Raw genomic sequence first — 26,680 nt, forward strand, 5'->3', positions numbered from 1 at the left:
CGAGTGTTCTCGCCGCCCTCATATGAACGTGAAAGGCGTTTGCGTGTGTCCTTAGAACAGACGCAGCACCGCCTGGTCGGCCTGCGAGGACAGCGACAGGGCCGTCGTCGACAGCTGCTGGCGGGTCTGCAGGGCGAGAAGGTTGGCGCCTTCCTCGTTGGTGTCGGCGAGCACCAGGTTGTCGGCACCCGTCTGCAGGGTGTTGATCGACGCCTTGGTGAAGTCCTTGCGGATCTGCACGGTCGAGAGGCTCGAACCGAACTTGGAACCGGCCTCGCGCAGGGTGATCAGCGCCTCGGAGAGCTCGTCCAGGGCGGTGTTGGCCTCGGTGTCGCTGAGGCTGGTCACACTGGTGATGCTGAGGCCCGAGGAGGTCAGGTCCTCGCCACCGATCTTCAGCTCCGACTTCGTGGCCGCATCGCGCTTCTCGTTGAAGGCGACGGTGAGCTTGGAGGAGGAGGAGTTGATCAGGTTGATGCCGTTGAAGGAGGCATCGGCAGCGAGCTTGTCGATCTGGCCCAGGATGTCGTTGAACTGCGACACCAGCTTCTGGCGGGTGGAGGAGTTCGCGGCCGGATTGGCCTGTGCGACGATCGACAGGGTGTCGGCCGCACCGGCGGTGGCGCCGTCGGTGAAGGTAACCGCCGTCTCGCCGGCGTCGACATAGTCGCCGTCGGCCGGGTCGGACAGGTCGATATTGGAATTGGTGCCGAAGCCGAGCGAAGCGGCCAGCGAGGTCGCCTGGGTCGTCGCGGTGGAGGCGTCGCCGCCCGTGTCGACGATCGAGAGGTCAACCGTCTCGGCGTCCGATCCGGTGATCTTCAGCTTGCCGGCATCGGTGACCTCGGCGGTGGCAATGCCCGAGGCATTGATCACGTCGAGCACGTCCTGGACGGTCGCGACCGGGCCGGTGCCGTCGGTCTTCTGCGTCGTGCCGATGTTGATTGCGATGCTCGATACCGAGCCCGTACCCGTGTTGGTCGTCTGCAGGGTGATCGTGTCGCCATTGGCGAAGCCGAGGTTCGACAGGGTCTGGCGCTTGGCCTGGTCCTGGATGGATTCGCCCGAGATCGGGGTCAGACCGTTGGTGGAGATCGACGAGGAGCTCTCGACGATGGTGCCGGAGCCGGCCGAGCCGTCCTGCAGCGCCTGACGGGCGGTCGACTGGGCACTTTCCACCAGCTTGGTGATGGCGGTGATGCCGTTGTCGGCGGCCTCGATCGTCTTGATCGCGTTGCCGATACCGTCAAGCAGTGCGCCGAGATCGTTGGCGCGGGCGCCGAGCGACTGCGAGGTGAAGAAGTTGGTCGGGTTGTCGAGGGCCGAGTTGACCTTCTTGCCGGTGGCAAGACGGTTCTGGGTGGTGGCCATCATGTCTGCGGTGTTCTGCAGGGTCAGGAGGTTCTGACGGACACCAGCGGAAAGAGTGATATCGGACATTGCAAAATCCTTTCGCGTCGCCCCGTCGCGGGCGAGTCTCATTCTGAGATCGCGTTAAGGATTGCGACAAAAACACTAACGAGCGGTTAACCATAATTGCAATTGGCGGGCAAAGATTAAGAAAAATAACGTTTCGGCGGCGCGTGAAAAAAAACGGCGGGGAGGGCCCCGCCGTTTTCTGTTCTTCGCGTGTCCAATCCGGTTGGATCAGAACAGACGCAGCACCGCCTGGTCGGCCTGCGAGGACAGCGACAGGGCCGTCGTCGACAGCTGCTGGCGGGTCTGCAGGGCGAGGAGGTTGGCGCCTTCCTCGTTGGTGTCGGCGAGCACCAGGTTGTCGGCGCCCGTCTGCAGGGTGTTGATCGCCGCCTTGGTGTAGTCCTTGCGGATCTGCACGGTCGAGAGGCTCGAACCGAACTTGGAGCCGGCCTCGCGCAGGGTGATCAGCGCCTCGGAGAGCTCATCGAGCGAGGTGTTGGCCTCGGTGTCGCTGAGGCTCGAGACCTGGCTGATGTTGAGGCCCGAGGAGGTCAGGTCCTCGCCGCCGATCTTCAGCTCCGACTTCGTTGCCGCATCGCGCTTCTCGTTGAAGGCGACGGTGAGCTTGGAGGAGGAGGAGTTGATCAGGTTGATGCCGTTGAAGGAGGCATCGGCGGCGAGTTTGTCGATCTGGCCCAGGATGTCGTTGAACTGCGACACCAGCTTCTGGCGGGTGGAGGAGTTCGCGGCCGGATTGGCCTGGGTGGTGATCGACAGGGTGTCGGCCGCACCGGCGGTGGCGCCGTCGGTGAAGGTGACCGCCGTCTCGCCGGCGTCGACATAGTCGCCATCGGCCGGATCGGACAGGTCAACGTTGGAGTTGGTGCCGAAGCCGAGCGAAGCGGCCAGCGAGGTCGCCTGGGTCGTCGCGGTGGAGGCGTCGCCGCCCGTGTCGACGATCGACAGGTTGATGGTCTCGGAATCCGATCCGGTGACCTTCAGCTTGCCGGCATCGGTGACCTCGGCGGTGGCAACGCCCGAGGCATTGATCACGTCGAGGACGTCCTGGACGGTCGCGACCGGGCCGGTGCCGTCGGTCTTCTGCGTCGTGCCGACATCAATCGAGATGCTGGAGACCGAACCGGTGGCGGTGTCGGTCGTCTGCAGGGTGATCGTGTCGCCATTGGCGAAGCCGAGGTTCGACAGGGTCTGGCGCTTGGCCTGGTCCTGGATGGATTCGCCCGAGATCGGGGTCAGGCCGTTGGTCGAGATGGAGGAGGACGACTCGACGATGGTGCCGGAGCCGGCCGAGCCGTCCTGCAGGGCCTGACGGGCGGTCGACTGGGCGCTCTCCACCAGCTTGGTGATGGCGGTGATGCCGTTGTCGGCGGCTTCGATCGTCTTGATCGCGTTGCCGATGCCGTCGAGCAGGTTGTTCAGGTCGTTGGCGCGGGCGCCGAGCGACTGCGAGGTGAAGAAGTTGGTCGGGTTGTCGAGGGCCGAGTTGACCTTCTTGCCGGTGGCAAGACGGTTCTGGGTGGTGGCCATCATGTCTGCGGTGCTCTGCAGGGTCAGGAGGTTCTGACGCACACCGGCGGAGAGAGTGATATCGGACATTCGGAAATCCTTTCTGGCTGCCCAAGTTACGCATTGGGCCTCGTCCTGAGGCTCGCAGTCACAGTAGGGGCCGAAAGGCTAAATTAAGGTTAATCGGGTCTTGCACGAATTCCGATTTTGCGTGCGTTGCCAATGGGTTTGTTAACCATATCGCAAGGGATGCAGAAAAGGCGGCGAGTCGAAACCCGCCGCCTTTTCCGTAACGCTTTCGCGTCGTTTGCGTTTTGCGTCCTTAGAGGAGACGCAGCACCGCCTGGTCGGCCTGCGAGGACAGCGACAGGGCCGTGGTCGACAGCGACTGACGGGTCTGCAGGGCGAGAAGGTTGGCGCCTTCCTCGTTGGTGTCGGCGAGCACCAGGTTGTCGGCGCCCGTCTGCAGGGTGTTGATCAGGTCCTTGGTGAAGTCCTTGCGGATCGTGACCGTGTTGAGGTTCGAACCGAAGGTCGAGGACGTCTCGCGCAGGGTGCCGAGAGCGGCGCTGAGCGAGTCGAGCGTCGCATTCGCCTCGGCATCGCTGAGGCTCGACACGTTGGTGAGGCTCAGGCCCGACGAGGTCAGGTCCTTGCCGCTGATCGACAGCTCCGACTTGGAGCCCGCATCGCGCTTCTCGTTGAAGGCGACGGTGAGCTTGGAGGAGGAGGAGTTGATCAGGTTGGTGCCGTTGAACGAGGCATCGGCGGCGAGCTTGTCGATCTGGCCCAGAATCTCGTTGAACTGCGACACCAGCTTCTGGCGCGAGGACGAGTTTGCGGCCGGATTGGCCTGGGTGGTGATCGACAGGCTGTCGGCAGCACCGGCGGTAGCGCCGTCGGTGAAGGTGACCGCCGTCTCGCCGGCGTCGACATAGTCGCCATCGGCCGGATCGGACAGGTCAACGTTGGAGTTGGTGCCGAAGCCGAGCGAAGCGGCCAGCGAGGTCGCCTGGGTCGTCGCGGTGGAGGCGTCGCCGCCCGTGTCCGTAACGGTCAGGTTCAGCGTGTCCGTGTCGGAGCCGGAGAGCTTCAGCTTGCCGGCGTCAGACACTTCAGCCGTGGCAACGCCCGAGGCGTTGATCACGTCCACCGCATCCTGGACGGTGGCAACCGCGCCGGTGCCGTCAACCTTCTGCGTCGTGCCGACGGTGATCGAGATCGTGGAAACCGAACCGGTTGCGGTGTCGGTTGCCTGCAGCTCGATGGTGTCGCCATTGGCGAAGCCGAGGTTCGACAGGGTCTGGCGCTTGGCCTGGTCCTGGATGGACTCGCCTGCTTCCGGGGTCAGGCCGTTGGTCGAGATCGAAGAAGACGACTCGATCACGGTACCGGCGCCGGCGCCGCCATCCTGCAGGGCCTGACGGGCGGTCGACTGGGCACTTTCCACCAGCTTGGTGATTGCCTTGATACCGTTGTCGGCGGCCTCGAGGGTCTTGGTCGCGTTGGAGATGCCGTCCAGAAGGCTCGACAGCTCGTTGGCGCGGGAATTCAGGCTCTTCGAGGTGAAGAAGTTCGTCGGATTGTCCAGAGCCGAGGTGACCTTCTTGCCGGTGGCAAGACGGTTCTGGGTCTGGGACATCATGTCGGCAGTCTGCTGCAGCGACAGGAGGTTCTGGCGAACGCCAGCGGAGAGAGTAACGCTCATGGTGGTGTACCTTTCTGGTAACAAGTAACGCAACGCATCCTCGTTGCCGGGCCAAGGTACGGTCGCAAATCCGAATCAGTCGTAAAAACAAAGGGTTAACGAGGGTTAGGGTTAACGGGGTGTTACTGGCCCCGGATGGCTTGCGCAGCGACGGCCACGAAGCGAAAAAGCCTCGCCGAATCACATGGAAACGGGGATACTGGTGCATGCTCGAAACACCGCCTGCCGGAGAACGGACGCCGACAGCCGTCCCGTGGCGGCGTTAATGTCGTGCGAAATGAGCAGCGAAACCCGCGAACGCGCCGCACCGACCTTTCGGAGCCTGCGTCCGCCGCGAGCCGAAAAGATCGCGAGATGAGCCTCTTCACCTTTGACAAGTGCACGGTCGTTGCCGAAATCGGCATCAACCACAATGGCAGCATCGATCTGGCGCTGGAGATGATCCAGGCGGCGCATCGTGCCGGCTGCGATGCGGTCAAGTTCCAGAAACGGACCGTAGATGTGGTCTATTCGGCCGAGGAGCTGGAGCGGCCGCGCAAGTCGCCGTTTGGCGAGACCAACGGCGATCTCAAGCGCGGGCTGGAGTTCGGGCGCAGGGACTATGAGCGGATCGCCGCGCTGTGCGCGGAAATCGGCATCACCTGGTACGCCTCGCCCTGGGACGAGGCGTCGGTGGACTTCCTCGTTGCGCTCGACGTCCCCTATCTGAAGATGGCCTCGGCCTCGGTCACCGATCGCGACCTCATTGTCCATGCGGCGCGCAGCGGCGTGCCGCTGCTGGTGTCGACGGGCATGTGCGACCTGAAGATGGTGCGCGCGGTGGTGGAGACGATCGAGGATGCAGGCGGTGAGATCGCCTGCCTCTACCATTGCACCTCGACCTATCCCGCGCTGCCGGAGGAGATCAACCTTGCCGGCATCTCGACGCTGCGCGAGCGGTTCCCGCAGCTGAAGATCGGCTATTCCGGGCACGAGGAAGGCATCCTGCCGAGCATCCTGTCGATCGCCTTCGGGGCTGTATCGGTGGAGCGGCATTTCACCCTCGACCGCAACATGTGGGGATCGGACCAGGCATCGTCCGTCGACGTGGCGCAGACCAAGGAAATGATCGCAGGGATTCGCCTTGCCGAAAAAACCCGTGGCAACGGCGTCATCGAGATCTACAATCGCGAGCGTCCGGTCATGGAAAAGCTGCGCCGGAAGGATACGCTGGCGTCGCTGTGAGGGCGGTTGTCGCATGTGGAGCAGATGGACGCTGACGTGACGCGCTTCCCGAGAACCTCGCCACCGCCTCGCATTCCCTACGTGCCGGCGTTCACATGCGCCCCTTGAAGGTTCTGCATCTCGCATCCTTTGTCGGCAATCTCGGCGACAACGCCATGCATGACGGCGAATACCGGACGCGTGCGGCCGATCTGCCGCTCGCCCTGGACCACACGCCCTGCGAGGTGCGGGAGTTCATCCACTGGCAGCGACGGGCCTTCGACGAGCGTTTTGTCGCCGAGGCCAATGCCGCGGATCTCGTTGTCATTGGCGGTTTCAGCCTGTTCCAGCTCTGGCGCGAGACGACCTCCTCGGGAACCTATCTTGAGGCCGGGCCGGAGCTTTTCGCCGCGATCCGTCGGCCCGTGCTTTTCCACGGGCTCGGGGTCGACGCGACGCGCGGTGTCAGCCAGTTGGCGGTTGCGCGCAGCCGTGCCTTTCTCGACGCGCTGCTCGCCTTCGATCACTGCCGTTTCTCCTTGCGCAATGACGGCTCGGACGGACTGATCCGCGACCACCTGGGGCCGGCCTATGCCGATGCCATGACGGTGGTTCCCGATGGCGGCCTCTTTGCCGAGCCGGACGGTTTCGACCATCCGGGCGTGCCGGAGGGCGCGCGCTTCATTGCCGTCAACCTTGCCGGCGACATGCCCGACAAACGCTATGCGGGCGCGGACGGGGCCGACCTGACACGCCGGTTCGCTGCCGATGTCGCGGCAGGCCTGGGCAAGCTCCTTGGCGAGGACCCATCGCTTCTGTGTGTGTTCGTGCCGCATATCTATAGCGATTTCGGACCGATCGGCTCGGTTCTGGACGCCCTGGATGACCGGATCCGGCGCGAGCGGGTGGTGGTGGCCGGTCTGGCGCAGGGCGCTGGGGGGTGGGCGCCGTCCTTCGATCTCTACCGCCGCGCGGCGGCGGTGATCGCCATGCGCTACCATGCCTGTCTGGCGTCCATCGGTTTCGGCACGCCGGTCTTCGGCATCTCCACCCATCACAAGATCGAGGGCCAGTTCGCCGCTCTCGATCTTGCCGGGCGGTGCCATGCATGGACGGCGGAGACGGACCTTGCGCCACTTTTCGGTGCGCTTTCGCGCGATCTTGCCGATCCGGCTCCCACGATTGCTCGCCTGCGCGAGATTCGTGCAGGCGAGCGTGATGTCCTGAAATGCCATCATGACGACCTTGCCGGCTGGCTGTCGCCTCGGCTGGAGGGGGTGTCGTGACATCGATCATCGAGCAATGCCTGGCGCTCTACGGTTCGGGCGAGTACTTCGTGCACTATCCGGCCCGCGTCGCGCCTGATGAATACTGGGACGACAAGCGTGACCCGGACGGTCGCGTTCGCGATCTTTCGACCGAGCACGACCTGCGCAAGGCCGATCTTGCCTATATCGCCGAGGCGGTGAACGCCCGCCCGCCGGGACGGGTGGTCGATGTCGGCTGCGGGCTCGGCGAGTTGCTGGAGCAGATCGATGCCGCGCACGAGCGTATCGGCATCGATCCGTCCGAAAAGGCGGTGGAGATTGCTGCCGCACGCAGCGGCGCGAACACGATACGCGGCGTGCTGACGCGCGAAAGCTTCGCCGAAGGTTCCTGCGACGCGATCATCGCCCATCACGTCATCGAGCATATCGACGAGCCCGTTGATTTTGTCCGGACGGTGGCGCAAGCGCTGAGGCCAGGCGGTCTTTTTGTTGTCGGCACGCCGAATTTCGCAAGCGCAGCGGCGCGGCTTTTCGGGGAGCGCTTCCGCTTGCTCCACGACCCGACGCATGTCAGCCTGTTCACCGATGACTCGTTGATGCGCCTGTTGCGCGCTTCCGGTTTCCGGATCGTGTCGGTGGACTATCCGTTCTTCGGCACGCGGTTCGCAACGACCGAGGCCTGGGAGCGGATGCTGCGCCCGCAAGAGGGCGTGTCGCCGGCCTTCTGGGGATCCTTCGTGACGGTGTTTGCGGAAAAAGAACAATGATTTGCGACGCGATCGTGCTTGCCCGCGGCGGCTCCAAGGGAATACCGCGCAAGAACCTCGTTTCCGTCTTCGGCAAGCCGCTGATCGCCTGGACCATCGAGGCGGCACAGAATGCAGGCTTCGTCCGCGACGTGATCGTCTCCACCGACAGCGAGGAAATCGCCGAGACCGCGCGCGCGCTCGGTGCCCGCGTGCCGGTGCTGCGGCCTGACGAGTTCGCCACCGATACGTCGCCGGCAGAGGCCTCGCTCCACCATGCGCTTGACCGGATGTGCCGGAGCGAGATGCCGGATGCGGTGCTCTTTCCGCAGGTGACGTCGCCCGTCCGCCGCCGTGACACGCTGGCCGGCGCCTGGGCGCATTTCGTGGAGGGCGGATATGATTCGCTCTTTTCGGCGCGGCTGATCCGAAACTACATCTGGCGCAACCTGCCGGAGCCGCAGCCGCTCTACGATCCGCACAACCGCCTTATGCGCCAGCAGATTCCGGCCGAGGATCGCTACTACCGGGAAACCGGCAACTTCTATCTGTTCCGCACGGAAAGCTTCCGGATGACCGGCTGCCGGCTGACCGGCCGCACGGGCTTCTACGAGACCAGCGACGAAGAGGTCGTGGAGATCGACGAGCCACAGGACATTGCCGTTGCAGAACTGATGCTGGAACGGCTGGAGCGCAATCTCGATATCCATCCGATCCAGATGTGAGTCCCTGGGCGGGAACCCGTCAGCGCCCTGTGTCGAGCCATTGACGCAGATCGCCCGCGAGGCGCGGGACGATCTCCCGGGCCGGTTTTTCCGGTTCGAGGCGCAGATACCGTGTTGCCGGCGACCATGGCGGGTTCTCCTCGCCAAGCAGGATCGTGCCGGTCACCGGTCCGAACCGCCAGGTCGGCACGCCGAGCGCGCCTGCCATGTCGGCGACGGACGTGTTGGCCGAAATCACCAGATCCATGCATGACGCAAGTGCCGCGACGGTTTCGAGATCATCGAACAGGTCGAGATCGTCCCAGCTGTGCAGGGTGAAGTTCGCCGTTTCCCGCAGTTCGGCGATCTCGGCACTGCGGTCCGTGTAGTCGAGCAGGACGAAATCGACCTCGTCGATGGCCAGCAGCGGCAACAGGTCGGCAAGCGTCAGGTAAGAGCCGGCGCGCAACCCCGTGCGGTTGCCGCTGGTCCATGACAGGCCGACCTTCGGCCGGTCGCTGCCGAGCGGCGGCCGCATGCGGAGTTCCGCGACGCGGACCGGGTCGGGCGAGAGGAAGGCCCGTTGCCGTGGGAATGAGGCGATGTCGGGCCGCAGATGCATCGGCAGCGTGCCGAAGGAGCACTGATAGTCGAACGCTTCCGCCGCGAAGAGCGTGACGGCCGCTTCGTGCTGGCGCGGGCGAACCTCAATCTGCGGAAAGTTGCGCGCCAGCAGCGGAATGAGCTTGGGGTGACACTCGACGATCAGTTGCCCGGCCCGCTCGGCCAGTTCACGGAACATGGAGGCGGAGCGCAGCACGTCGCCAATGCCCTGGTCGTCCCAGATCATCAGCGTCTTGCCGTCAAGCGGTTCGCCCTGCCATTTGGGGCGGGAGAACTTGCGGGTGATCAACCCCTTCGTGCCAGCTTCCATGCGGCGCTCGGCCAATGCCCAGCCACGGGCAAGATCGCCATTGGCAAGACAGGCGAAGCCGAGTGTCATCGCCGCCTCGTGGCGTTCGGGATCGAGCGCCAGCACCTTTTCCAGCGCCTCGATCGCCTCTGCGAAGCGGCCCAGATGGTAGAGCGCCTTGCCGCGCACCAGATGGCTGTCCGGGCCGGCAAGGTCGAGTGCCAGGGCACGGTCCGCACCGGCCAGGGCCAGGCTGTGCTCGCCGCTGCCCCAATGGGAATTGGCAAGGCTCAGGTGATATTCGGCGTCGCGGTCGACCTCGAAGGCGGCCGAGCCGGCAAGGAGCAGGTCGCGTGCCTCCTGGCTGCGATACATCTGGTTCAGCGCGTCGGCGCGGCTGAGAAGCGCCAGGCGATGACCGGGGTCGGCGGCAAGCACGAAGTCGAGGACACGCAGTGCCTCCTCATGTTTGCCGGCAAGGATGAGCGTCTGCCCGAACTCGACGAGAAGCGTGGCGTCCTCGGGATTGGCGCGCACGGCCGCGTCATAGGCGGCAAGCGCCTCGGAAAAGCGGCCGGCCTGGCGCAACAGGACGGCGCGGCGATGCAGAAGGGCAGGAGAGGGCGTTGTCATCCCGGCCAGCCCGGCTTCCGTGATGGCGAGCGGATCCATGTCGTCGCCGAACCGGGCCTGGCAGTCGATCAGGTTGATGCGGTAGCGCTCCTCGCCGGGCACGAGCCGCACGGCGCGTTCGAACAAGGGCAGGGCCCGCTTGGGGAAATCCTGTTCGAGGAAGCACATGCCGAGCAGATTTGCGGCCTCGGCATTGTCGGGCTCGCTCTTCAGGATTTTCTCGTAGATGGCGCGGGCGCGGGCAATCTTGCCGTCGCGCTGCAGGTGCAGTGCCTTGCGCAGCTTTTCGAGATTTGCAGGATCGGGAGCGGGCATGCGCCATCCGTGTCGGTGTGGAACGGATCGCGACTATAGCCGATTCGAAATGGTGGGCTGGAGTGCCGGACGCTCTGGAGACCGGCCATCGGCCGGTCCCGCTGGGTTACAGGCTGCGGCTGAAACCGAGGCCGGTCATGTCCTTGTGGGTCGTTTCCGCGAACGCACGGCGCAGGCGCAACAGCGATTCCTCGGGGATCTGCCGGACGACCTCTCCGGTGTTGATGTCGACAGCGCGAAACACCAGTGAATCCGTCACCTTGTCGCGATATTCCTCGCGCTTGATGTTGGCTTCGGCGCTGTTGAAACCGTTGTCGGCCGGACGGCGAGTGGCCGCGCTCTCGGTGGCCGGCTGGACGGCCTTTTCGGGCGGCACGTCGGTGGGAACCGGAGCCGGGTCGGTCGGTTCGGAGGGCCTGACCGTCGCCGGCGGCGACGCATAGGCCGGTGTCCTGATTGCAGTTGCTTCCATCTCATACCCCTCCACCGGAAAGACCCCTGAAGGCCACGCATCCGGGATCAAGCGCCTTGGTTAAATCTTCCGCCTTTCATCCGTTAACCTTGTATCGGCTCTTCTTGATAGAAGTTTGTTCAGGCATGAACGACGCTAGACATGCAGTTCACACTGCAGATACTGACATAAATCTGTAAATCCGGCGTTAATGAATTCGTTAGGATTTTCGACTGATGCGATGTGATCCTGATTCGTTCCCGGGAGCCCACGAAAAGACCCGCAAGACCGGGGAACCGGATCCTGCCTGGCAAGATCTGCGGAACCTGGTCTGCGGGTCGGGCAAATAAACCGAAGTCGTTGCGAGCGGCGCCCCGGGAGGGGGTCAGAGTGCCCGGTTGACGGCGATGCCGTCCGCGAGCGAGGCCTTGCGCGGAGCCGTGCCGCCGGGGCCGTATGTCGTGGGCGCCCGGCTGGTTCCGGCGCCTTCGGCGACCTTGCGCAGCAGGTTGTCGGCGACCTCGCGCGCGGTGGCCAGAACGGCCAGATTGATGCGCAGGACCGGCTGGAACTCGGCATGGCGGCGTTTCAGCCGGTCGACGGCCTGGGGCGCCAGATTGCCGAGCGCGACGGTCTGGTCGCGCACGAAGGTCATGCCCCGCATGTAGAGGCTGACCAGCTTGGCCTTGTCGGGCTGCAGTTCGCCGGCCGCGTCGAGTTTGCCGCGCCGGACCAGCTCGGTCTCCTGCTCGATCACCGACAGCAGGTCGCCCATGGCGGATTCCAGCCGGGCGCAGGTTGCCTCGGCGGCCTCCCGGTCGACGATCGTGCCGGAAAAGAACTCGGGTGCAAGCTCTGCGAGCTGTTTGGTTTCGAGGTTCATTGTCCCTGCGTCTCCTGAAGGGAAAGCAACTGGCGCTGGACGGCGTCGGCAATGCCGATGCCGCCAGCCTTGGCGATAGTGTCGGCGTATTGCTCCACAAGCATGCCGCTCCAGGCATCCGAGCCCTCGCCGCCGCCCCAGGTTCCGCCGTCTTCCAGGCCGGCGAACATCTGCTGGAACATGGTGTTGAGGAAGATGGCTTCGAATTCCTCGGCGTTCTGGCGCGAGACGCCCGCCGCGGCGCCGGCGGCCGTCAGAGCTGAACCGGGGCCGGCGGTGTAGCGCCCCTGGGCCGAGCCCAGAACGGTGTCGATGGCGAGGCCGGTCATCACATCACCTCGATTTCGGCCTGCAAGGCGCCGGATGCCTTGATGGCCTGGAGAATGGAGATCATGTCGCGCGGACCGATGCCGAGCGCGTTCAGCCCGTCGACCAGTTGCTGCAGGGTGACGGACTGCTGCACCAGCGCCAGCTTGTTGTCGCTTTCGTCGTCGACGAGAAGGTCGGTGCGCGGCTCGACGGCTGTCTGTCCGTTGGCGAAAGGCAGCGGCTGCACGATCTCGGGTGTCTCGGCGACGGTGACCGTCAGGTTTCCCTGCGCGATGGCGACGGTGGAAACCTTGACGTTCTGGCCCATGACGATGATGCCGGAGTTCTCGTCGATGACGATGCGCGCCGGCAGGTCGGGCTCGACGATCAGCTGCTCGATGTCGGTCAAAAGGTCGACAATGTTGCCATTGAACTGGCGCGGCAGGTCGATCCGCACGGTCGCCGGGTCGAGCGGCTCTGCCGTCGGCAGGCCGATCAGCTCGTTGACGGCAAGCGCCATGCGCCGCGCGGTGGTCAGGTCCGGGTTGCGCAGTGCCAGGCGCAGGCTGGTCATCGAGGCGAGCTTGAAGTCGATCTCGCGTTCAACCAGCGCTCCGTTGGCGATGCGGGCGGAGGTGGGCACACCGCGCACGACCGAGGCGGCATCGCCCTGCGCGGCGAAGCCGCCGATCGCCAGCGGACCCTGCGCAATGGCATAGACTTCGCCATCGGCACCGAGCAGGGGGGTGACCAGCAGGGTGCCGCCCTGCAGGCTTTCGGAATCGCCGAGCGCGCTGACGGAGACGTCGATGCGGGTGCCCTGGGTCGAGAAGGCCGGCAGGTTGGCGGTGACCATCACTGCAGCGACGTTCTGGGTGTTCAGGTTGAATCCGCGGGTGTTGACGCCGAGGCGCTCAAGCATGGCCTCGAGGCTCTGCCGGGTGAAGGGCGCGTTGCGCAGGCTGTCGCCCGTGCCGCGCAGGCCGACGACAAGGCCGTAGCCGATCAGCTGGTTGTCGCGGATGCCCTCGAAGTCGGCAATGTCCTTGATGCGTGATGCCGCGCTGGCAGCCTGCGCCATGACCAGCAGCAGGGCGAGGATCATCACGAGGCGGACGAGCCTGCTTGCGGGCGTTGCGGAGAGGAAAAAGCCGGTCAGGGTCATGCTGGCAGGACTCGATGCATCGGGTTGCGGTCAGGATCTCGCGATCCCGCGTCGATATATGCGAGGCGCGTGCCAACTTGCCGCCAGCCGTTCATGTTTTCACATGCGTTTGAAAGATATGGAGTTTCTGAAATTCTGCCGGACTTCTCCGGGGTGGGTACACCGTTCCGGGACCGTTGGCCCGGCAAGAAATGCCGGGTTGTTAACGGTTCGTTTACCAACTCGGAAAATTGTGTAGTGTGTAAATGGCCTCGAGCAGGACCGGTTTTCCGACAATGAGAATCTCAGGCTACGCCCCCCTCAACGGGGTTGCGGGACGCAATCAGAAGAAGCGCAGCGATGGCAGCGGCGGCACGTTCGAGCTTGGCTCGGGCGGGTCGGCAAACGCTTCCGGCGGAGCCTCGGCCGGCAGCGGCATCGGCGGCATCCAGGCGCTGCTTGCCCTTCAGGAGGTTGACGATCCGTTGACCGGCCGCCGCAAGGCGGTGGCCCGTGGCCACGATCTTCTCGACACGCTGGAAAACGTAAAGACGGACCTGCTCGCTGGGCGCGTTTCGCCGGAACGGCTCGGCAGACTGACGCAGATGCTGGAACGGCGGCAAGCCACAGGCGACGCGCAGCTGGAGCAGGTGATCGACGAGATCGAATTGCGCGCAAGGGTGGAACTGGCAAAGCTCGGACACTTCGGGGATTAAGCCCGCCGAAATGCCCGGATTGCGGGCCACACTCTTGCCGAGTTCCTTCGCAACCGCGTTAAGTGACTGAGATTCATCACGTAAAATTGGCATTATTTTTGGCGTGGTCGACATTGTCGATTGGCCGCTCTCCCGCTATATTCCGCGCGGCCTAACGGGAGCCGGAGTAGGATATGACGGTTGAGCTGGATGCCGAGTATCGTCCGAGCGAGGACGAGACTTTCATGAACGAGCGTCAGCGCGAGTATTTCCGGAACAAGCTTTTGCGGTGGAAGGAAGAGCTTCTCAAGGAGAGCCGCGAAACGCTCGCCAATCTTCAGGAGGAAAGTCAGAATCACCCCGACATCGCCGATCGCGCGTCATCGGAGACAGATCGCTCGATCGAGTTGCGTGCCCGGGACCGCCAGCGCAAGCTGATCGCCAAGATCGACGCGGCGCTTGAGCGGATCGCCGATGGCTCGTACGGCTATTGCGTGGAGACCGGCGAGCCGATCTCGATCAAGCGCCTCGAGGCGCGTCCGATCGCGACGCTGTCGCTCGAGGCCCAGGAAGCGCACGAGCGCCGCGAGAAGGTCTATCGCGACGACTGAACACGATGTCGTTCCCGGCGATCAAACGTCCGGGCATTGATGACAGGATTTCCCACTTTGGCCCGGACGAGTCCGGGCCTTTTTTGTTTTCAGGCCCCTGAGCTGGCGGCTGGAAAGGTCTTGTTAAAGTTTTCTGTCCGATCGGATTAACGGTTCTCAAATCGGCTGCCGGCTATTTTGTGACGTAGAGGAAATCGGCCTTCACGGGCTGTGCGAACGGGTTGGCCGGCATGAGCGACATCATCATCATCACGGATTGGGGCAGCGATCCTCCAGCGTTTGCCGGAGCGCTTGCGATGGCTTTCACCGTGGTCCCCGCCTCGGTGGCAACCGTCACGGCGGAGGCGGTCGCCTCTGCCCGTGTCGTCGTTGTCTACAGCAAGCTGCGACAGGCGGATGACGTGGCGCGTTTGGGCGAGGTAATCGGAGAAGACCGGCGCCGAACCGACACGATCTACGTCGCATCGAGCAGCGACCGGGCCGGCCTTGTCCAGGCCGAGGCGCTCAAGATCGGGCTGATCCTGCCGAGCTTCCGTTCGTCGCGGGACATTCGGGCCGCTGTCCAGAAGATCCTCAACAGGGGGCTGGAGGCAGGGCTGCAGCGACGCTCGCGCCTGGTGGCCAACGCGATCGAAACCGGCGATGCGCTCTACCAGGAACTCGGTGCGGCGATGCGGGCGGACAAGCCGCTGCCGCCGGAAGTTCTCGTCGCCACCGCGCGGGCGATCGGTGAAGCCACCCGGCGGGAAGGGCTCGCCGAATGGCTGGACGCGGTTCAGCTGCATCACAGCGGCACCTGCCGGCACATGCTGACCGTTGCCGGTCACGCCAGTTCCTTCGGCCAGTATCTGTCCTTGCATGAAAGCGATGTCGCGATGCTCGCGGAAGCCGCTCTCCTGCACGATGTCGGCAAGCTCTTCATTCCGATTTCGGTCCTGGAGAAGACAGGAGAGCTTACCGAGATGGAGCGGCGGGCGATCAACACGCACAGCATGCGCGGCGCGTCCGCGCTGGTGCGGGGAGGGCGCACGGCGAAGGAGGTCATCGCCGCGGTGCGCGACCACCACGAATATCTCGACGGCAGCGGCTACCCACGGGGCGTGGGGGCGGACGGTCTTGGCCCGCTGACCCGGATGATCACCATCGCCGACATCTACAGCGCGCTGACCGAAGAACGCCCCTACAAGGAGGCGATGACACCGCGCCAGTCGATCACGATCATGGCAGGCCTCAAGGGCAAGCTGGACAATCGTCTGTTCGCCGCCTTCCGGTCCATGGTTCTCGATCCCGTCTTTGCAAAGAAGCAGGCGTCGGTGCTGCCAGGCAGCGGTGGACGTCCCGCCTGTCTGCAAGCCGGAATACATCCTTTCGATGCGTCTCAGGAAACCGCGGCCTAAAGACCTCCTGATCCTCCTGCCGCGAGAAGAAATGCGACGGGCACGGGGCCGCTGGGGAGCGGGGGGATCCCGTGCCCGTCAACCGTCCTGGTGCCTGGGGAGCGTGGAACGGCTTGGGGAGATGTGTCCGTTCCGCCACCTCTTTTGGGGAGCGTGGCGGCGGAACGGGAAGGCTCAGAAGGGCAGCACGATGTCGAGTACCTGGGCGCCGTAGCGCGGTTGCTGCACGTCGGTGATCTGGCCGCGTCCGCCGTAGCCGATACGGGCCTCAGCGATCTTCTCGCTCTCGATCGTGTTGTTGGCGGCGATGTCCTCGGGGCGAACGACACCGGCGACGATCAGTTCGCGGACCTCGAAATTGACCCGGACTTCCTGACGCCCCTCGATCACCATGTTGCCGTTCGGCAGGATCTGGGTGACGACGGCCGCGACCTTGGTCTGCAGTTTCTCCTCGCGATCGACCTTGCCGCTGCCCTTGAAGGTGGACGCGCCGTTCGCGGAGGCGAGGTTGTCGGAGCTGGTGCCTCCCGGCAGGAACAGGGTGTTGATTGCCGCGCCGACGGCACCGCCGGTACCGCTCGATTCCGAGCCGCTGCGGTTCCGCTCGGTCTCGTTGTCGAACTCGGCCTTGTCGGAGATCGTCACCATCACGGTCAGGATGTCGCCGACACGGGCCGCGCGCTGGTCCTTGAAGAAGGCGCGCGCGCCCGACCGCCACAGCGAGTTGGAATTGTAGTGGACCGACTGAGGGGTCGGCATCGGCATCTGCACCGGGCGGTAGCCGGCGGTCGTCGTCGGGTCCTGGATCGCCGATAGGGCCGGAGCCTTGCCCACCTGGGACAGGCGGTCGGCGCTGCCGCAGGCAGCAGTGGCGAGAGCGAGTGACACGGCGAGCGCGGGCCGGACGAGGGACGTGAGCGGAGCCATCAGTTCGTCTCCTGGAGCTGGGCGATGCGGGTCCGGGTGGTGCCGACCACGATCTGGTCATGGGCACGCACGATGCCGGTGACCGTACGGCGGGATTGCAGGTTGAGGATGTCGATGACGTCGCCCTTCGCGCCGTTCGACATGGCCTGACCGATCGTGGTCAGCGTCATGCCGGCGGTCTGGTAGACGAGCGTCACCTTGGCGCCCCGCTTGACCAGCACCGGCTGCTCGAAGTCGATGGCGCGCAGCGGTCGTCCGGCCTGGATGGAGCGGCGCGCGGCAAGGCCGACGATGTTGCCGAGATCCGCGACCTGACGAAGGGTCAGGCGATTGCGCGGCATGCGCACGGGAGCGAGGTCGGCTTCGGCGACGATGGTGCCGCGCTCGATCGGGCGAATGGCGGTGTAGACCTCGATCATCTCCTGGGCGAGCCCGGTCAGCTTGACCGACTGGGTGCGGCTGGCGGCGCGAACGCGCAGGGTGGCCGAGACACGGCCGGAGGCGCGATCCCAGTCGAGGGTCTCGACGGAAACCGGATTGCCCTGGCCGGCATCGGCGATGATGGGACCGCGAAACCCGGACAGCGAGACCTGCAGCGCGTCGGCATCGAGGCCGGTCTCGCGGAGCAGCAGCGCGTCGCGAACCGCGGCCTCGACCTCGGCTTCGCCGATGGTGAGGGCAAGACGCTCGACCATAACCTGACGCAGTCCGTCGGTGCCGGCCTCGGCAAAGCCTGCCGCCTGGGCGCGTTCGGCGATGACATGGGCGGAAACCGCACCGCGGGTTCCAAGGTCCGGGGCCCGGAACAGCGGCGTTGCCGCGTGCCGGCCGGCCTCCGGGTAGAAGTCGCCGATCGTCACGACGGCGCCGGTGACCGCAACCTCGGAACGCAGCGTGGCCGCGGCAAGCGGCGCTGCCGACAGCGCAAGGAGGGCGGCGGCGAGGAGTGAGTTGCGAAGCATGGCCTGCATCCTTCCGTTCAGCCGGCGCGTCAGCGCAGGTTCGAGGTGGTGGCCGACATCTCGTCGGCAGCCTTGATGATGCGCGAGTTCATCTCGTAGGCGCGCTGGGCGGCGATCAGGTCGGAGATCTCTCCGACGGCCTCGACATTCGCCATTTCCAGATGCTTCTGCATCAGGTCGCCGAAGCCGGCCTCGCCGGGCGTGCCGACAATGGCGGCGCCGCTCGATTCCGTCGGCAGGAACAGGTTGTCGCCGATGGCTTCAAGGCCGGACTTGTTGATGAAGCGGGCGGTCTGGATCTGGCCGAGCTGCTGTACCGCGTTGTTGGCGTCGAGCACCTGGACCTGACCATCGGTGGAGATGGTGATGTCGCGGGCATCTTCCGGAATGACGATGCCCGGGAGGATCGCATAGCCGTCGATGGTCACCAGCTGGCCGTTGGGGTCGCGCTCGAAGGAGCCGTCGCGGGTGTAGGCCGTGCCGCCGTCCGGCATCTGGATCTGGAAGAACCCTTCGCCGCGAACCGCAACGTCCAGTTCCTTGCCGGTCTGGGTCAGGTTGCCCTGGCTCATGATGCGGGCGGTCGAGGCGGTCTTGACACCTGAACCGATCTGCACGCCGGTCGGGACGACGGTTCCGTTGGCCGAGGAGTTGGTGCCCATGCGGCGCAGGTTCTGGTAGAGCAGGTCCTGAAAATCCGCGCGCTGGCGCTTGTAGCCAGTGGTGCGCATGTTGGCGACGTTGTTCGAGATGACCTCGACGTTGAGTTCCTGGGCGCGCATGCCGGTGGCGGCGATGTGAAGTGCCTTCATGACGAATATCCCTTTTCCGCTTCGCTCAGGCCGTGACCGATCCGAGACGCTCGATTGCCTTGCGCAGCAATTCATCGCCTTCGTTGATCATCTTCGAGACGGCCGTGTAGTGGCGGGTGATCTCGATCATCCGGGTCACTTCGATGACGCCGGAGACGTTGGATTTCTCGACCGCGCCCTGCAGCACGCGAATGCGTTCGGCCGGTTGCGGATTCTCGCCGGCGAACAGGTTGTCGCCGATCCGGGTGAGCATCTGGGGATTTTCGAATTCGACCATGCGCAGGCGCCCCTTGACGCCAAGCGCCGTGGAGACCGTGCCGTCCTCGGCGATGGTCACGTCGGTATCCTCGGCGGTGAAGACGAGCGGGCCGCCTTCGCCGAGTACCGGCCGACCATCCGCGGTCACCATCTGACCTGTCGAGTCCAGGTGGAATGCACCGTTGCGGGTGAAGCGCTCACCTTCCGGCGTGTCGATCACGAAGAAGCCTTCGCCCTCGACGGCGACGTCGAAAGCGTTTTCGGTCAGCGAGATCGAACCGGCCTCGAAGTTCGAGGACGCGCCGTAGTCGACCACATACGAGAAGTCCTGGTCGCCATCAACGAAGCTGGAAGCCTCGGCGACGGGCATCAGGTACTCCTCGAACAGCAACCGCTGGGCCTTGAAACCCGTGGTGTTCATGTTGGCCAGATTGTTGGCCACCACGCTCAACTGGTTGCGAAGGGCCGTCTGACGCGACAGCCCGATCAGCAGGGAATTCTCCATGACGTGTCGTTCCTATGCTCCCCAGCGAGCACCCGTTCTCCCCAGATCGGATGCCCGTTAACCCTGAAGCAGGCTTCGTGCCAAGTCGCGGTTCATTGATTTAATTGAGATATTTGGAGTGCCCGGGGAGGCAGCCCGGCAGCTTTGCCGCCCCATTCCTTACCGACCGGCAAAAATTGCCGCGTAATGCAAGTCGTTAACGATCCGGTAACCAGTCGTTAACCATTGTGGCTTTAGAAATTAATCATACGCGCGGGAGGGTAGCGCAGCGAGAGTGAGCCACGATGACGGCGGATGCGGATGCAGTCGACGCCGGCGCCCCGGAAGAGGCGACCGGCAGGTCGAAGAAGAAGCTGGTGATTTTCGGAGTTGCCGGTCTGGCGCTTCTGCTGGTTGGCGGCGGTGCCGGCGCCTATTTCCTGGGGGTCTTCGATGCTTCGGCGCCGTCCCAGCAGGTTGAGGGCGAGCCGGCTCCGGCCCAGAAGCCGGTGGTGTTCTACGACCTTCCCGAGATGACGGTGAACCTGTCGACGGACGGTCGGGCGACCTACCTCAAGGTCCGCATCGCGCTGGAAGTCGCCGACAAGGCGGCCGTGCAACAAATCGAGCCGTTCCTGCCGCGCATCCTGGACGCATTCCAGGTTTATCTGCGCGAACTCAGGCCGGCGGACCTCGAAGGGTCTTCCGGATTGTTCCGACTCAAGGAAGAGTTGCTGCGACGCATCAACACCGCAGTCTACCCGGCGCGGATCGAGGGCGTGCTCTTCAAGGAAATTCTGGTCCAGTAGGGTCGCAAATCCAATGGCCGACGACGACGAACTTGGCAACATCGACGAGGCGTGGGGCGAGGCTCTGGCGGAGCAGCTCGACGGCGAGGACGAAGACGAGGACCTGGCTGCCGCCTGGGGTGCCGCGCTTGAGGAGCAGGGCGTCGCCGGTGGCGACGACATGGCCGCCCAATGGGCGGCGATGATCGACGATAGCGAGCCGGAACTCGAGAACGCCACGCGCGGCGCCGACCGCATCCTCAACCAGGAGGAAATCGACAACCTCCTGGGTTTCAATATCGAGGATACGATCGCCGCCGACCAGAGCGGTATCCGGGCGCTGATCAATTCGGCGATGGTCTCCTACGAGCGTCTGCCGATGCTCGAGATCGTCTTCGATCGTCTCGTGCGCCTGACGACGACCTCGCTTCGCAATTTCACCTCCGACAATGTCGAGGTGTCGCTCGACAGTATCTCCTCGGTGCGGTTCGGCGACTATCTCAACTCGATTCCGCTGCCCGCGATCCTTGGTGTCTTCAAGGCCGAGGAGTGGGACGGCTTCGGTCTTTGCACGGTGGAATCGAGCCTCATCTACTCGATCATCGACGTGCTGCTCGGCGGCGGGCGGGGCATGTCGGCCGTGCGCGTGGAGGGCCGACCCTACACGACCATCGAGAGCAACCTCGTGCGGCGGATGATCGAGATCATCATGCACGACATGGAGCAGGCGTTCTCGCCGCTCTCGCCGGTGCACTACAATCTGGAGCGGCTGGAAACCAATCCGCGTTTCGCCGCGATTTCGCGCCCTGCCAACGCAGCCATCCTCGTCGAGCTTCGCATCGACATGGAAGACCGCGGCGGCAAGATCGAAATCATGATGCCCTATGCAACGCTCGAGCCGATCCGCGATCTGCTCCTGCAGATGTTCATGGGCGAGAAGTTCGGCCGCGATCCGATCTGGGAAGGGCATCTGGCGACCGAGATCTATGCCGCGGAAGTCGATGTCGACGCGGTTCTCTACGAGACGCACATGCCTCTCGGCCGGGTTCTGGACCTTCAGGTCGGAGAAACGCTGCTGTTCGACATATCCCCGAACGATCCGGTTTCGATCAAGTGCGGCGGCATTCCGCTGACGCAAGGAACGATGGGCAAGGACGAGGACGCGATCGCGATCCGCGTCGAGCGCGTCTTGCAGAAGCCCAAGATGACCCTGGCCGCGTTCGAACGCGCCATGCAGAAGGAAATGGACCCGACATGAGCACGCTCCCCGTTGGACTGATGATCGAGAGCCTGGTTGCCGTGCTGTTGCTGGTGACGATTGCCTATTGCGTCGTTCTCAACAAGCGCCTGAAGCGCCTGCGCGCCGACGAGGAAGCCCTGCGGGCGACGATCTCGGAGCTCATCACCGCCTCGGAAATTGCCGAGCGCGCCATTCTCGGGCTCAAGGCGACGGCCGGCGAGGCCGACCGCACGCTGGGCCAGCGTCTTGTCGATGCCGAGCGTCTGTCGCAGGAACTCGCCGCCCAGATCGGGACGGGCAATACCGTGCTTGAGCGGATCACGCAGATCGCCGAGGCTGCCTCGTCACGTCCGGCGCCGGAGGCGCCTGTCGCCCGGGTTCAGCCCGAGATGGCCGAACCGGCCCGTCCGGCGACGATGCGGGCGAGCGATATCCGTTCCGCCGCAATGGAAGCCACCGCGCGCCTGGAGCATTTCCGTCGCCGTGCAGCGGAGCAGGCCGCGTGACAAACCTGCGCCTGATCCCCGCCCTTGTGCTGGCAGCCAGCGCGTTGTTCGCGCTGAAGCTGCTCGGCTTCGCGCTGGATGGCGGCAGCCATGTCACCAGCGTCGGCATGGGCGTGGCGATGGCGCAGCAGGCGGACGGCACAAAGGGGCAGGAGGGCGACGCTGCGCCCGCGCCCGACGCCGAGGCGGCCGCATCCGGACAGGGGAGCGAGGATGTCGCGACCGGGGATGCGCCGGGCGAATCTCCGCTGCCGGCCGGTATCGGGGGCGCGACGGAACCGCCGCCCTTGCCGGGCGGACTGGAACTCGGGAGCTCCATTGCCGAACGCAAGGTGCTTGAGTCGCTGAGCGACCGGCGCCGCGAACTCGACAATCGCGAAAAGCAGTTCGACCTTCGTCAGCAGTTGCTGAAGTCGACGGAGGAACGACTGCAGAAGAAGGTCGACGAGATGGCAGCGCTCGAGGCCAGCATCAAGTCGCTGCGCGATGCGCAGGTGCAGCGCGAGGAGGCCGAGCTGAAGGATCTCGTGATCATGTACGAGTCCATGAAGGCGAAGGACGCGGCGCGAATCTTCGACCGGCTGGATCTCGACATCATGATCCGGGTGGCGAAAGCGATGAAGCCCCGCAAGATGGCCGACATCATGGCCCGCATGTCGCCCGAGGCGAGCGAGCGGTTGACCGTGGCGCTCGTGACCGGCCGCAAGCCGGCCGCGATACAGGCCGATGCCGGCCCGCCCGAGTTGCCGAAGATCATGGGTAACTGACGGAAACATGCGGTTTCTGCCGTTCGGTTAAACATCACGTTAAGCCGGATTGGCTAGACTTGCAGTTCGATCCAACGGTTCAGGGGAGCCCCGTGAGGCAGCCAGGTCCGCAGAAGCAGAAGACGCAAGACGTCGCCACGAAACGCGTGGCGGCGATTTTTGCGTTTGCGCGCCTCTGCTTGGCTGTCCTGCTGTTGCTGCCGGTGCTTGGCCAACTCGCCGGCGCGCAGACGCTGAAGGCGACCCTGCGGGCCTCCCAGCAGGATGGGTACGGACGGCTCGTGCTGACCTTCGAGGATCTTTCGCTGTTGCCGGAATACGACGCGCTTGCCTCCAACGGCGTGTTGCGCATCCGTTTTCGCGACGAGGTTTCGACCAGCGTCGAGAGCGTGCCCATCGACATGCCCGACTTCATCTCGATCGCCCGTCGCGATCCCGACGGGTCGGCCCTGCGTTTCGCGTTGATGCGCGACTTTCGCGTCAACACAATGGAGGCGGGCGAAAAGCTCTTCATCGATCTCCTGCCGCCGAACTGGCAGGGCTTGCCGCCGGGCCTTCCCGACGATGTGGTCCGCGAGCTTGCACGCCGCGCGGAAGAAGCGATCCGCCGCGCCCGCGCGCTCGAGCAGGCGCGCCTCAAGGGACAGATCGAGCCGCAGGTGGACCTGAGCGTCGGCAATCATCCGACCTTCACGCGATTGTCTTTCGACTGGAACCTGAACTTCGATTCCGCCTTCGTACGCGAGGGCGACATGGTCAAGCTCACCTTCAACCACGACGTTCCGCTGGATCTCAGCCAGTTGCGGGCCCATTTGCCGCCGGGCGTGGCCGATGCCACCGCCTTTGTCGATGAAGGCAGGCTCAAGTTCCTGTTGCGCGTCAACCCGGACGTCGACATTCGCGCCTTCCGGGAGGGCATGTCCTATGTGGTCGACATCACGCCGCGGGCCATGCCGGACGATCCGGTCAACGCGGCGATCGATGAGGCGCTGAAGGAAACGACGGCAGTCCCGCAGGGGGCGAGCGAGATGGTGACCGCGGCCGGCGACAGCGGCCCGGCGCAAACGCCGACGGATGTCGACGTACCCGATTCGTCGGTGGCGGCGGGGCCGGAGCGCTCGCTTGCGGAAGCGGATGCCGCCCCGCGGCCCGTGTCCAAGCCCGGCGCCGAAGAAACCATGCAGGCGTCCGCCGGACCCGATGCCACCGCCGACGAGATGTTGGCGGCGCTTGCGGCCGGAGATGGCGGCACGATGGCTGCCGCCGCGATGACGCAGGTGGCGGAAGCCGAAGAACCTGCGGTGGAGCCCGCTGCGGCACCGCAGACCCGGGAACCCGAACAGACGGCCGAAGGACAGGCGCAGGCCGCACAGGTGCCCGAAAAGCCGACCGAGGACGACCTGCCGGGAGAGATCGACCTTCGCAAGATTGCCCGGCCGGCGGAGGTTCCCGCCGACGCGCCCGAGCCTGCTACCGCGACGCCCGAGACGCCGCCGCTTGGCTATGACGACGAGGCACGCCGCTTCGTCGTCGCCGAAGCCCGGCGTATCGGCGACACTGTCCGGATCGCGTTTCCGTTTTCCGATCCCGTTTCCTCGGCGGTGTTCAGGCGCTACCAGAGTATCTATCTGGTCTTCGATACGGCCGATCCGATCGATATTCGCGGCATGCGTTCGGTTCTCGCCGATCGTATCGAGGCGGTCGAGTCGACGGCGTCGGGCGACTGGCAGACCATTCGCATCGATCTCGACCGGGACGCGCTTGCGACAATCGGGGTCGACGGAAGCTCGTGGATCATGACCATCGGCGACACGATCCTGGAACCGTCCCGGCCGCTGACGCTCGAGCGCGCGGTTCGCGGGGATGGCGGCGCGACGATTGCCATTCCCTTCAAGGCGCCGGCGCAGGTGCGCAGCGTGCCTGATCCTTTTGTCGGCGATCGGGTGTCCGTCGTCACGGGCTTCGGTCCGGCGCGCGGCGTGCTCAAGCCGCAGAGCTTCACGGAGTTCGACGCATTGATGTCGGCCCATGGTGTCGCGGTCCTTCCCAAGGCCGATGACCTCGAGGTCAAGATCGAGGGCGACGCCATCATTCTGGAGCGGCCGCGCGGACTTGCTGTGTCGCAGGGCAACCTGTCGCAAGGTTCCAAGGTGCTGCAGCCGGTTGTCGATCCGTCCACGCCGGGCCATGTCGATCTCGGCAACCTGATGAGCAGCGATACCGAGGACTTCCTCCAGAAGATCAAGGAAATGGAGTACCGCACCGCGAACACGCCGGAAGAGAACCGCCGGGTGCCGCGGATGGAGCTGTCGCGCTTCTACCTTGCTCACGGATTTGCCCACGAGGCGCTCGGACTGATGCGACTGGCCGAAGGGGACGATCCGGCACTGACGCGCGATCCGAGCTTCAATCTGCTCATGGGCGCCGCACAGGCGCTCGCCGTGCGTCCGAAGGAGGCGATGGGCTATCTCAACCAGGGCGAACTGGTGGATAACGCGGACGCGGCGGTGTGGCGGACAGTCACCTCGGCACAGCTGCGCGACTGGACGGCGGCGCGCCACAACATGTCGCGCGGGCGGGCGGTGGTTGGAAACTATCCCGAGATCATCCAGATCGAGTTCAACCTCGCGGCCGCGGAAACGATGGTCGAGGTGCACGACTACGGACAGGCTGCGGCCGTGCTCTCCGAGATCGATCCGAGCCTTGCCACCCCCCGCCAGGCGGCGCGCTACGACATCATTCGGGGCGAGCTTGCTGATGCTTCCGGGCGCTCGCGGGAGGCCCTGACCGCCTTCGATCTCGTGCAGCGCTCGACCGAGCGGCCGCTCGCCGCGAAGGCAGCCTATCTGGGGCTGCGCATCCGCCATCGCGACGGCGAGATTTCGACGGACGAGGCGATCGAGGAACTGGCGGGACTGGCCGCATCCTGGCGCGGCGACGAGATCGAGCTGCAGACGCTGCGCTTTCTTGCTCAGCTCTATGTGCAGTCGGGCCAGTACCGCAATGCCTTCGAGGCGATGCAGTCCGCGATCCAGGCCGATGCAGGTGCCGAGACGACCCGGGTGTTGCAGGACGAGATGGGCGCGGTTTTCGCCAGCCTCTTCCTCAATGGCGAAGCCGACGGCATGGAGCCGGTCCGCGCGCTCGCGCTCTTCTACGACTTTCGCGAGATGACGCCGGTGGGGCGTCGCGGCGACGAGATGGTGAGGCGGCTGGCCAACCGGCTGGTCGACATGGACCTGCTCGACCAGGCTGCCGAACTCCTGCGCCACCAGGTCGATCATCGCCTCAAGGGCGCGGCGCGCGCCCAGATCGCGGCCGATCTCGGCGTGGTCTACCTCATGGACCGCAAGCCGGAGGAAGCGCTTCGGGTGTTGACGCGAACGAGGCAGGCGAAGCTGCCACGCGAGTTGGAGCGCCAGCGCAATATCGTCGAGGCGCGGGCGTTGACGGAGAGCGGCCGGCCGGATCTGGCGCTGGAGATCGTTCGCAACATGCGGGGCGAGGACGTGGAGCGGCTCAGGGCCGACACGCTCTGGGCCGCACAGAGCTGGCGCGAGGCGGGCGAACAGCTGGAAGGCATTGTCGGCGGACGCTGGTCGGATGCCGTGGCGCTCGCCGATCAGGAGCGCAATGATATCCTGCGTGCCGCGATCGGATACTCGCTTGCCGATGACGGGTTCAGCCTGAGCCGCCTGAAGGCCAAGTTCATCGAGAAGATGAGCGACAGCCCGGAAGCGTCGGCCTTCGAGGTGGTTACCCGTCCGCTTGAGCAGCGCGGCGTCGAGTTCATGTCCGTGCTGGATTCGCTGCAGCGGGTGGATTCACTGGATATTTTCCTGACCGAATACCAGCGCAAATACCTGCAACCGTCGCAGCATGTCGAGAAGCCCGCCAGGGAGCGCACGGCGCAGCGACAGGCCGAGCCGGACCAGACCGTCGTCGCGGGCGATGCAGGCTAGCCGGGCGACCGTGCGCGCCGACAGCATTCTATCCTTGTTGCCAATTCC

General features: G+C 64.9%; 24 protein-coding genes. 12 read left to right on the forward strand and 12 right to left on the reverse strand.

Annotated features, from left to right (window positions below):
* Nucleotides 1-51: 51 nt before the first annotated feature.
* The 3 genes from RBB46_RS15020 to RBB46_RS15030 all read right to left on the reverse strand — a co-directional run bounded on the left by RBB46_RS15020 (nucleotide 52) and on the right by RBB46_RS15030 (nucleotide 4,654).
* A complete protein-coding gene (locus RBB46_RS15020; RefSeq protein ID WP_306029830.1) occupies nucleotides 52-1,440 on the reverse strand; it encodes a flagellin in 1,389 nt (462 codons plus the stop codon).
* Nucleotides 1,441-1,647: 207 nt separating this feature from the next.
* On the reverse strand, nucleotides 1,648-3,036 hold the full coding sequence (locus RBB46_RS15025; RefSeq protein ID WP_306029831.1) for a flagellin: 1,389 nt from the start codon (nucleotides 3,034-3,036) through the stop codon (nucleotides 1,648-1,650).
* A 232-nt stretch (nucleotides 3,037-3,268) separates the two neighbouring features.
* Nucleotides 3,269-4,654 (reverse strand): flagellin, encoded by a 1,386-nt coding sequence (locus RBB46_RS15030; protein ID WP_306029832.1) that lies wholly within the window; start codon nucleotides 4,652-4,654, stop codon nucleotides 3,269-3,271.
* Between the two features lie 354 nt (nucleotides 4,655-5,008).
* On the opposite strand from RBB46_RS15030, the gene RBB46_RS15035 reads away from it, so the two are divergent.
* The 4 genes from RBB46_RS15035 to RBB46_RS15050 all read left to right on the forward strand — a co-directional run bounded on the left by RBB46_RS15035 (nucleotide 5,009) and on the right by RBB46_RS15050 (nucleotide 8,596).
* The gene (locus tag RBB46_RS15035) at nucleotides 5,009-5,878 is read left to right on the forward strand and encodes an N-acetylneuraminate synthase family protein (protein WP_306029833.1); all 870 of its coding nucleotides are present in this window, start codon (nucleotides 5,009-5,011) and stop codon (nucleotides 5,876-5,878) included.
* Nucleotides 5,879-5,973: 95 nt separating this feature from the next.
* Nucleotides 5,974-7,143, forward strand: coding sequence for a polysaccharide pyruvyl transferase family protein (locus RBB46_RS15040; protein WP_306029834.1), 1,170 nt, complete (start codon nucleotides 5,974-5,976; stop codon nucleotides 7,141-7,143).
* Nucleotides 7,140-7,892, forward strand: a complete 753-nt coding sequence (locus RBB46_RS15045; protein ID WP_306029835.1) for a bifunctional 2-polyprenyl-6-hydroxyphenol methylase/3-demethylubiquinol 3-O-methyltransferase UbiG — start codon at nucleotides 7,140-7,142, stop codon at nucleotides 7,890-7,892. Before RBB46_RS15040 ends, RBB46_RS15045 begins: the two co-directional genes overlap by 4 nt.
* The gene (locus RBB46_RS15050) at nucleotides 7,889-8,596 is read left to right on the forward strand and encodes an acylneuraminate cytidylyltransferase family protein (protein ID WP_306029836.1); all 708 of its coding nucleotides are present in this window, start codon (nucleotides 7,889-7,891) and stop codon (nucleotides 8,594-8,596) included. Before RBB46_RS15045 ends, RBB46_RS15050 begins: the two co-directional genes overlap by 4 nt.
* A 19-nt stretch (nucleotides 8,597-8,615) precedes the next feature.
* On the opposite strand, the gene RBB46_RS15055 is transcribed toward RBB46_RS15050, so the two are convergent.
* The 5 genes from RBB46_RS15055 to RBB46_RS15075 all read right to left on the reverse strand — a co-directional run bounded on the left by RBB46_RS15055 (nucleotide 8,616) and on the right by RBB46_RS15075 (nucleotide 13,184).
* On the reverse strand, nucleotides 8,616-10,436 hold the full coding sequence (locus RBB46_RS15055; protein WP_306029837.1) for a tetratricopeptide repeat protein: 1,821 nt from the start codon (nucleotides 10,434-10,436) through the stop codon (nucleotides 8,616-8,618).
* Nucleotides 10,437-10,542: 106 nt separating this feature from the next.
* On the reverse strand, nucleotides 10,543-10,908 hold the full coding sequence (locus RBB46_RS15060) for a flagellar protein FlaG (RefSeq protein WP_306029838.1): 366 nt from the start codon (nucleotides 10,906-10,908) through the stop codon (nucleotides 10,543-10,545).
* Nucleotides 10,909-11,272: 364 nt separating this feature from the next.
* On the reverse strand, nucleotides 11,273-11,770 hold the full coding sequence (locus tag RBB46_RS15065; RefSeq protein ID WP_306029839.1) for a flagellar protein FlgN: 498 nt from the start codon (nucleotides 11,768-11,770) through the stop codon (nucleotides 11,273-11,275).
* Nucleotides 11,767-12,099, reverse strand: a complete 333-nt coding sequence (locus RBB46_RS15070; RefSeq protein ID WP_306029840.1) for a rod-binding protein — start codon at nucleotides 12,097-12,099, stop codon at nucleotides 11,767-11,769. The genes RBB46_RS15065 and RBB46_RS15070 overlap by 4 nt, the downstream gene beginning before the upstream one ends.
* Nucleotides 12,099-13,184 carry a flagellar basal body P-ring protein FlgI gene (locus RBB46_RS15075; RefSeq protein ID WP_306029905.1) on the reverse strand — a complete coding sequence of 362 codons (1,086 nt, stop codon included), beginning with the start codon at nucleotides 13,182-13,184 and terminating at the stop codon, nucleotides 12,099-12,101. The genes RBB46_RS15070 and RBB46_RS15075 overlap by 1 nt, the downstream gene beginning before the upstream one ends.
* A 335-nt stretch (nucleotides 13,185-13,519) precedes the next feature.
* On the opposite strand from RBB46_RS15075, the gene RBB46_RS15080 reads away from it, so the two are divergent.
* The 3 genes from RBB46_RS15080 to RBB46_RS15090 all read left to right on the forward strand — a co-directional run bounded on the left by RBB46_RS15080 (nucleotide 13,520) and on the right by RBB46_RS15090 (nucleotide 15,926).
* Complete coding sequence (locus tag RBB46_RS15080) at nucleotides 13,520-13,939, forward strand: flagellar assembly protein FliX (RefSeq protein WP_306029841.1); 420 nt, start codon at nucleotides 13,520-13,522, stop codon at nucleotides 13,937-13,939.
* 173 nt (nucleotides 13,940-14,112) lie between these two features.
* Complete coding sequence (gene dksA, locus RBB46_RS15085) at nucleotides 14,113-14,529, forward strand: RNA polymerase-binding protein DksA (protein WP_186388519.1); 417 nt, start codon at nucleotides 14,113-14,115, stop codon at nucleotides 14,527-14,529.
* Between the two features lie 230 nt (nucleotides 14,530-14,759).
* Nucleotides 14,760-15,926, forward strand: a complete 1,167-nt coding sequence (locus RBB46_RS15090; protein WP_306029842.1) for an HD-GYP domain-containing protein — start codon at nucleotides 14,760-14,762, stop codon at nucleotides 15,924-15,926.
* A gap of 174 nt (nucleotides 15,927-16,100) precedes the next feature.
* Here the strand turns inward: RBB46_RS15090 and flgH are convergent, their stop codons facing one another.
* The 4 genes from flgH to flgF are packed head-to-tail and all read right to left on the reverse strand — an operon-like array spanning nucleotide 16,101 to nucleotide 19,390.
* Nucleotides 16,101-16,853 carry a flagellar basal body L-ring protein FlgH gene (gene flgH, locus RBB46_RS15095; RefSeq protein ID WP_306029843.1) on the reverse strand — a complete coding sequence of 251 codons (753 nt, stop codon included), beginning with the start codon at nucleotides 16,851-16,853 and terminating at the stop codon, nucleotides 16,101-16,103.
* Nucleotides 16,853-17,815, reverse strand: a complete 963-nt coding sequence (gene flgA / locus RBB46_RS15100; protein WP_306029844.1) for a flagellar basal body P-ring formation chaperone FlgA — start codon at nucleotides 17,813-17,815, stop codon at nucleotides 16,853-16,855. The genes flgH and flgA overlap by 1 nt, the downstream gene beginning before the upstream one ends.
* A gap of 29 nt (nucleotides 17,816-17,844) precedes the next feature.
* Complete coding sequence (gene flgG, locus RBB46_RS15105) at nucleotides 17,845-18,627, reverse strand: flagellar basal-body rod protein FlgG (RefSeq protein ID WP_306029845.1); 783 nt, start codon at nucleotides 18,625-18,627, stop codon at nucleotides 17,845-17,847.
* A 25-nt stretch (nucleotides 18,628-18,652) separates the two neighbouring features.
* A complete protein-coding gene (gene flgF / locus RBB46_RS15110) occupies nucleotides 18,653-19,390 on the reverse strand; it encodes a flagellar basal-body rod protein FlgF (protein ID WP_306029846.1) in 738 nt (245 codons plus the stop codon).
* A gap of 284 nt (nucleotides 19,391-19,674) precedes the next feature.
* Here flgF and RBB46_RS15115 point away from each other — a divergent pair, with 284 nt between their 5' ends.
* The 5 genes from RBB46_RS15115 to RBB46_RS15135 all read left to right on the forward strand — a co-directional run bounded on the left by RBB46_RS15115 (nucleotide 19,675) and on the right by RBB46_RS15135 (nucleotide 26,632).
* Nucleotides 19,675-20,178: a flagellar basal body-associated FliL family protein gene (locus RBB46_RS15115; RefSeq protein WP_306029847.1), complete on the forward strand. Its 504-nt coding sequence runs from the start codon at nucleotides 19,675-19,677 to the stop codon at nucleotides 20,176-20,178.
* Nucleotides 20,179-20,191: 13 nt separating this feature from the next.
* Nucleotides 20,192-21,415 carry a flagellar motor switch protein FliM gene (gene fliM, locus RBB46_RS15120; protein WP_306029848.1) on the forward strand — a complete coding sequence of 408 codons (1,224 nt, stop codon included), beginning with the start codon at nucleotides 20,192-20,194 and terminating at the stop codon, nucleotides 21,413-21,415.
* Nucleotides 21,412-21,903 (forward strand): DUF6468 domain-containing protein, encoded by a 492-nt coding sequence (locus RBB46_RS15125; RefSeq protein WP_306029849.1) that lies wholly within the window; start codon nucleotides 21,412-21,414, stop codon nucleotides 21,901-21,903. The genes fliM and RBB46_RS15125 overlap by 4 nt, the downstream gene beginning before the upstream one ends.
* On the forward strand, nucleotides 21,900-22,670 hold the full coding sequence (locus tag RBB46_RS15130; protein WP_306029850.1) for a MotE family protein: 771 nt from the start codon (nucleotides 21,900-21,902) through the stop codon (nucleotides 22,668-22,670). Before RBB46_RS15125 ends, RBB46_RS15130 begins: the two co-directional genes overlap by 4 nt.
* A gap of 179 nt (nucleotides 22,671-22,849) precedes the next feature.
* Complete coding sequence (locus RBB46_RS15135) at nucleotides 22,850-26,632, forward strand: hypothetical protein (RefSeq protein WP_306029851.1); 3,783 nt, start codon at nucleotides 22,850-22,852, stop codon at nucleotides 26,630-26,632.
* Nucleotides 26,633-26,680 lie beyond the last annotated feature (48 nt).

The organism is Stappia sp. MMSF_3263, from assembly GCF_030733745.1.
Lineage (GTDB): Bacteria > Pseudomonadota > Alphaproteobacteria > Rhizobiales > Stappiaceae > Stappia.

Bases quoted from the DNA above. Each gene is read 5' to 3' on its own strand.
- RBB46_RS15020 (WP_306029830.1), bottom strand. From the start codon at position 1,440: ATGTCCGATATCACTCTTTCCGCTGGTGTCCGTCAGAACCTCCTGACC.
- RBB46_RS15025 (WP_306029831.1), bottom strand. From the start codon at position 3,036: ATGTCCGATATCACTCTCTCCGCCGGTGTGCGTCAGAACCTCCTGACC.
- RBB46_RS15030 (WP_306029832.1), bottom strand. From the start codon at position 4,654: ATGAGCGTTACTCTCTCCGCTGGCGTTCGCCAGAACCTCCTGTCGCTG.
- RBB46_RS15035 (WP_306029833.1), top strand. From the start codon at position 5,009: ATGAGCCTCTTCACCTTTGACAAGTGCACGGTCGTTGCCGAAATCGGC.
- RBB46_RS15040 (WP_306029834.1), top strand. From the start codon at position 5,974: ATGCGCCCCTTGAAGGTTCTGCATCTCGCATCCTTTGTCGGCAATCTC.
- RBB46_RS15050 (WP_306029836.1), top strand. From the start codon at position 7,889: ATGATTTGCGACGCGATCGTGCTTGCCCGCGGCGGCTCCAAGGGAATA.
- RBB46_RS15055 (WP_306029837.1), bottom strand. From the start codon at position 10,436: ATGCCCGCTCCCGATCCTGCAAATCTCGAAAAGCTGCGCAAGGCACTG.
- RBB46_RS15060 (WP_306029838.1), bottom strand. From the start codon at position 10,908: ATGGAAGCAACTGCAATCAGGACACCGGCCTATGCGTCGCCGCCGGCG.
- RBB46_RS15065 (WP_306029839.1), bottom strand. From the start codon at position 11,770: ATGAACCTCGAAACCAAACAGCTCGCAGAGCTTGCACCCGAGTTCTTT.
- RBB46_RS15070 (WP_306029840.1), bottom strand. From the start codon at position 12,099: ATGACCGGCCTCGCCATCGACACCGTTCTGGGCTCGGCCCAGGGGCGC.
- RBB46_RS15075 (WP_306029905.1), bottom strand. From the start codon at position 13,184: ATGATCCTCGCCCTGCTGCTGGTCATGGCGCAGGCTGCCAGCGCGGCA.
- RBB46_RS15080 (WP_306029841.1), top strand. From the start codon at position 13,520: ATGAGAATCTCAGGCTACGCCCCCCTCAACGGGGTTGCGGGACGCAAT.
- dksA (WP_186388519.1), top strand. From the start codon at position 14,113: ATGACGGTTGAGCTGGATGCCGAGTATCGTCCGAGCGAGGACGAGACT.
- RBB46_RS15090 (WP_306029842.1), top strand. From the start codon at position 14,760: ATGAGCGACATCATCATCATCACGGATTGGGGCAGCGATCCTCCAGCG.
- flgH (WP_306029843.1), bottom strand. From the start codon at position 16,853: ATGGCTCCGCTCACGTCCCTCGTCCGGCCCGCGCTCGCCGTGTCACTC.
- flgA (WP_306029844.1), bottom strand. From the start codon at position 17,815: ATGCTTCGCAACTCACTCCTCGCCGCCGCCCTCCTTGCGCTGTCGGCA.
- flgG (WP_306029845.1), bottom strand. From the start codon at position 18,627: ATGAAGGCACTTCACATCGCCGCCACCGGCATGCGCGCCCAGGAACTC.
- flgF (WP_306029846.1), bottom strand. From the start codon at position 19,390: ATGGAGAATTCCCTGCTGATCGGGCTGTCGCGTCAGACGGCCCTTCGC.
- RBB46_RS15115 (WP_306029847.1), top strand. From the start codon at position 19,675: ATGACGGCGGATGCGGATGCAGTCGACGCCGGCGCCCCGGAAGAGGCG.
- fliM (WP_306029848.1), top strand. From the start codon at position 20,192: ATGGCCGACGACGACGAACTTGGCAACATCGACGAGGCGTGGGGCGAG.
- RBB46_RS15125 (WP_306029849.1), top strand. From the start codon at position 21,412: ATGAGCACGCTCCCCGTTGGACTGATGATCGAGAGCCTGGTTGCCGTG.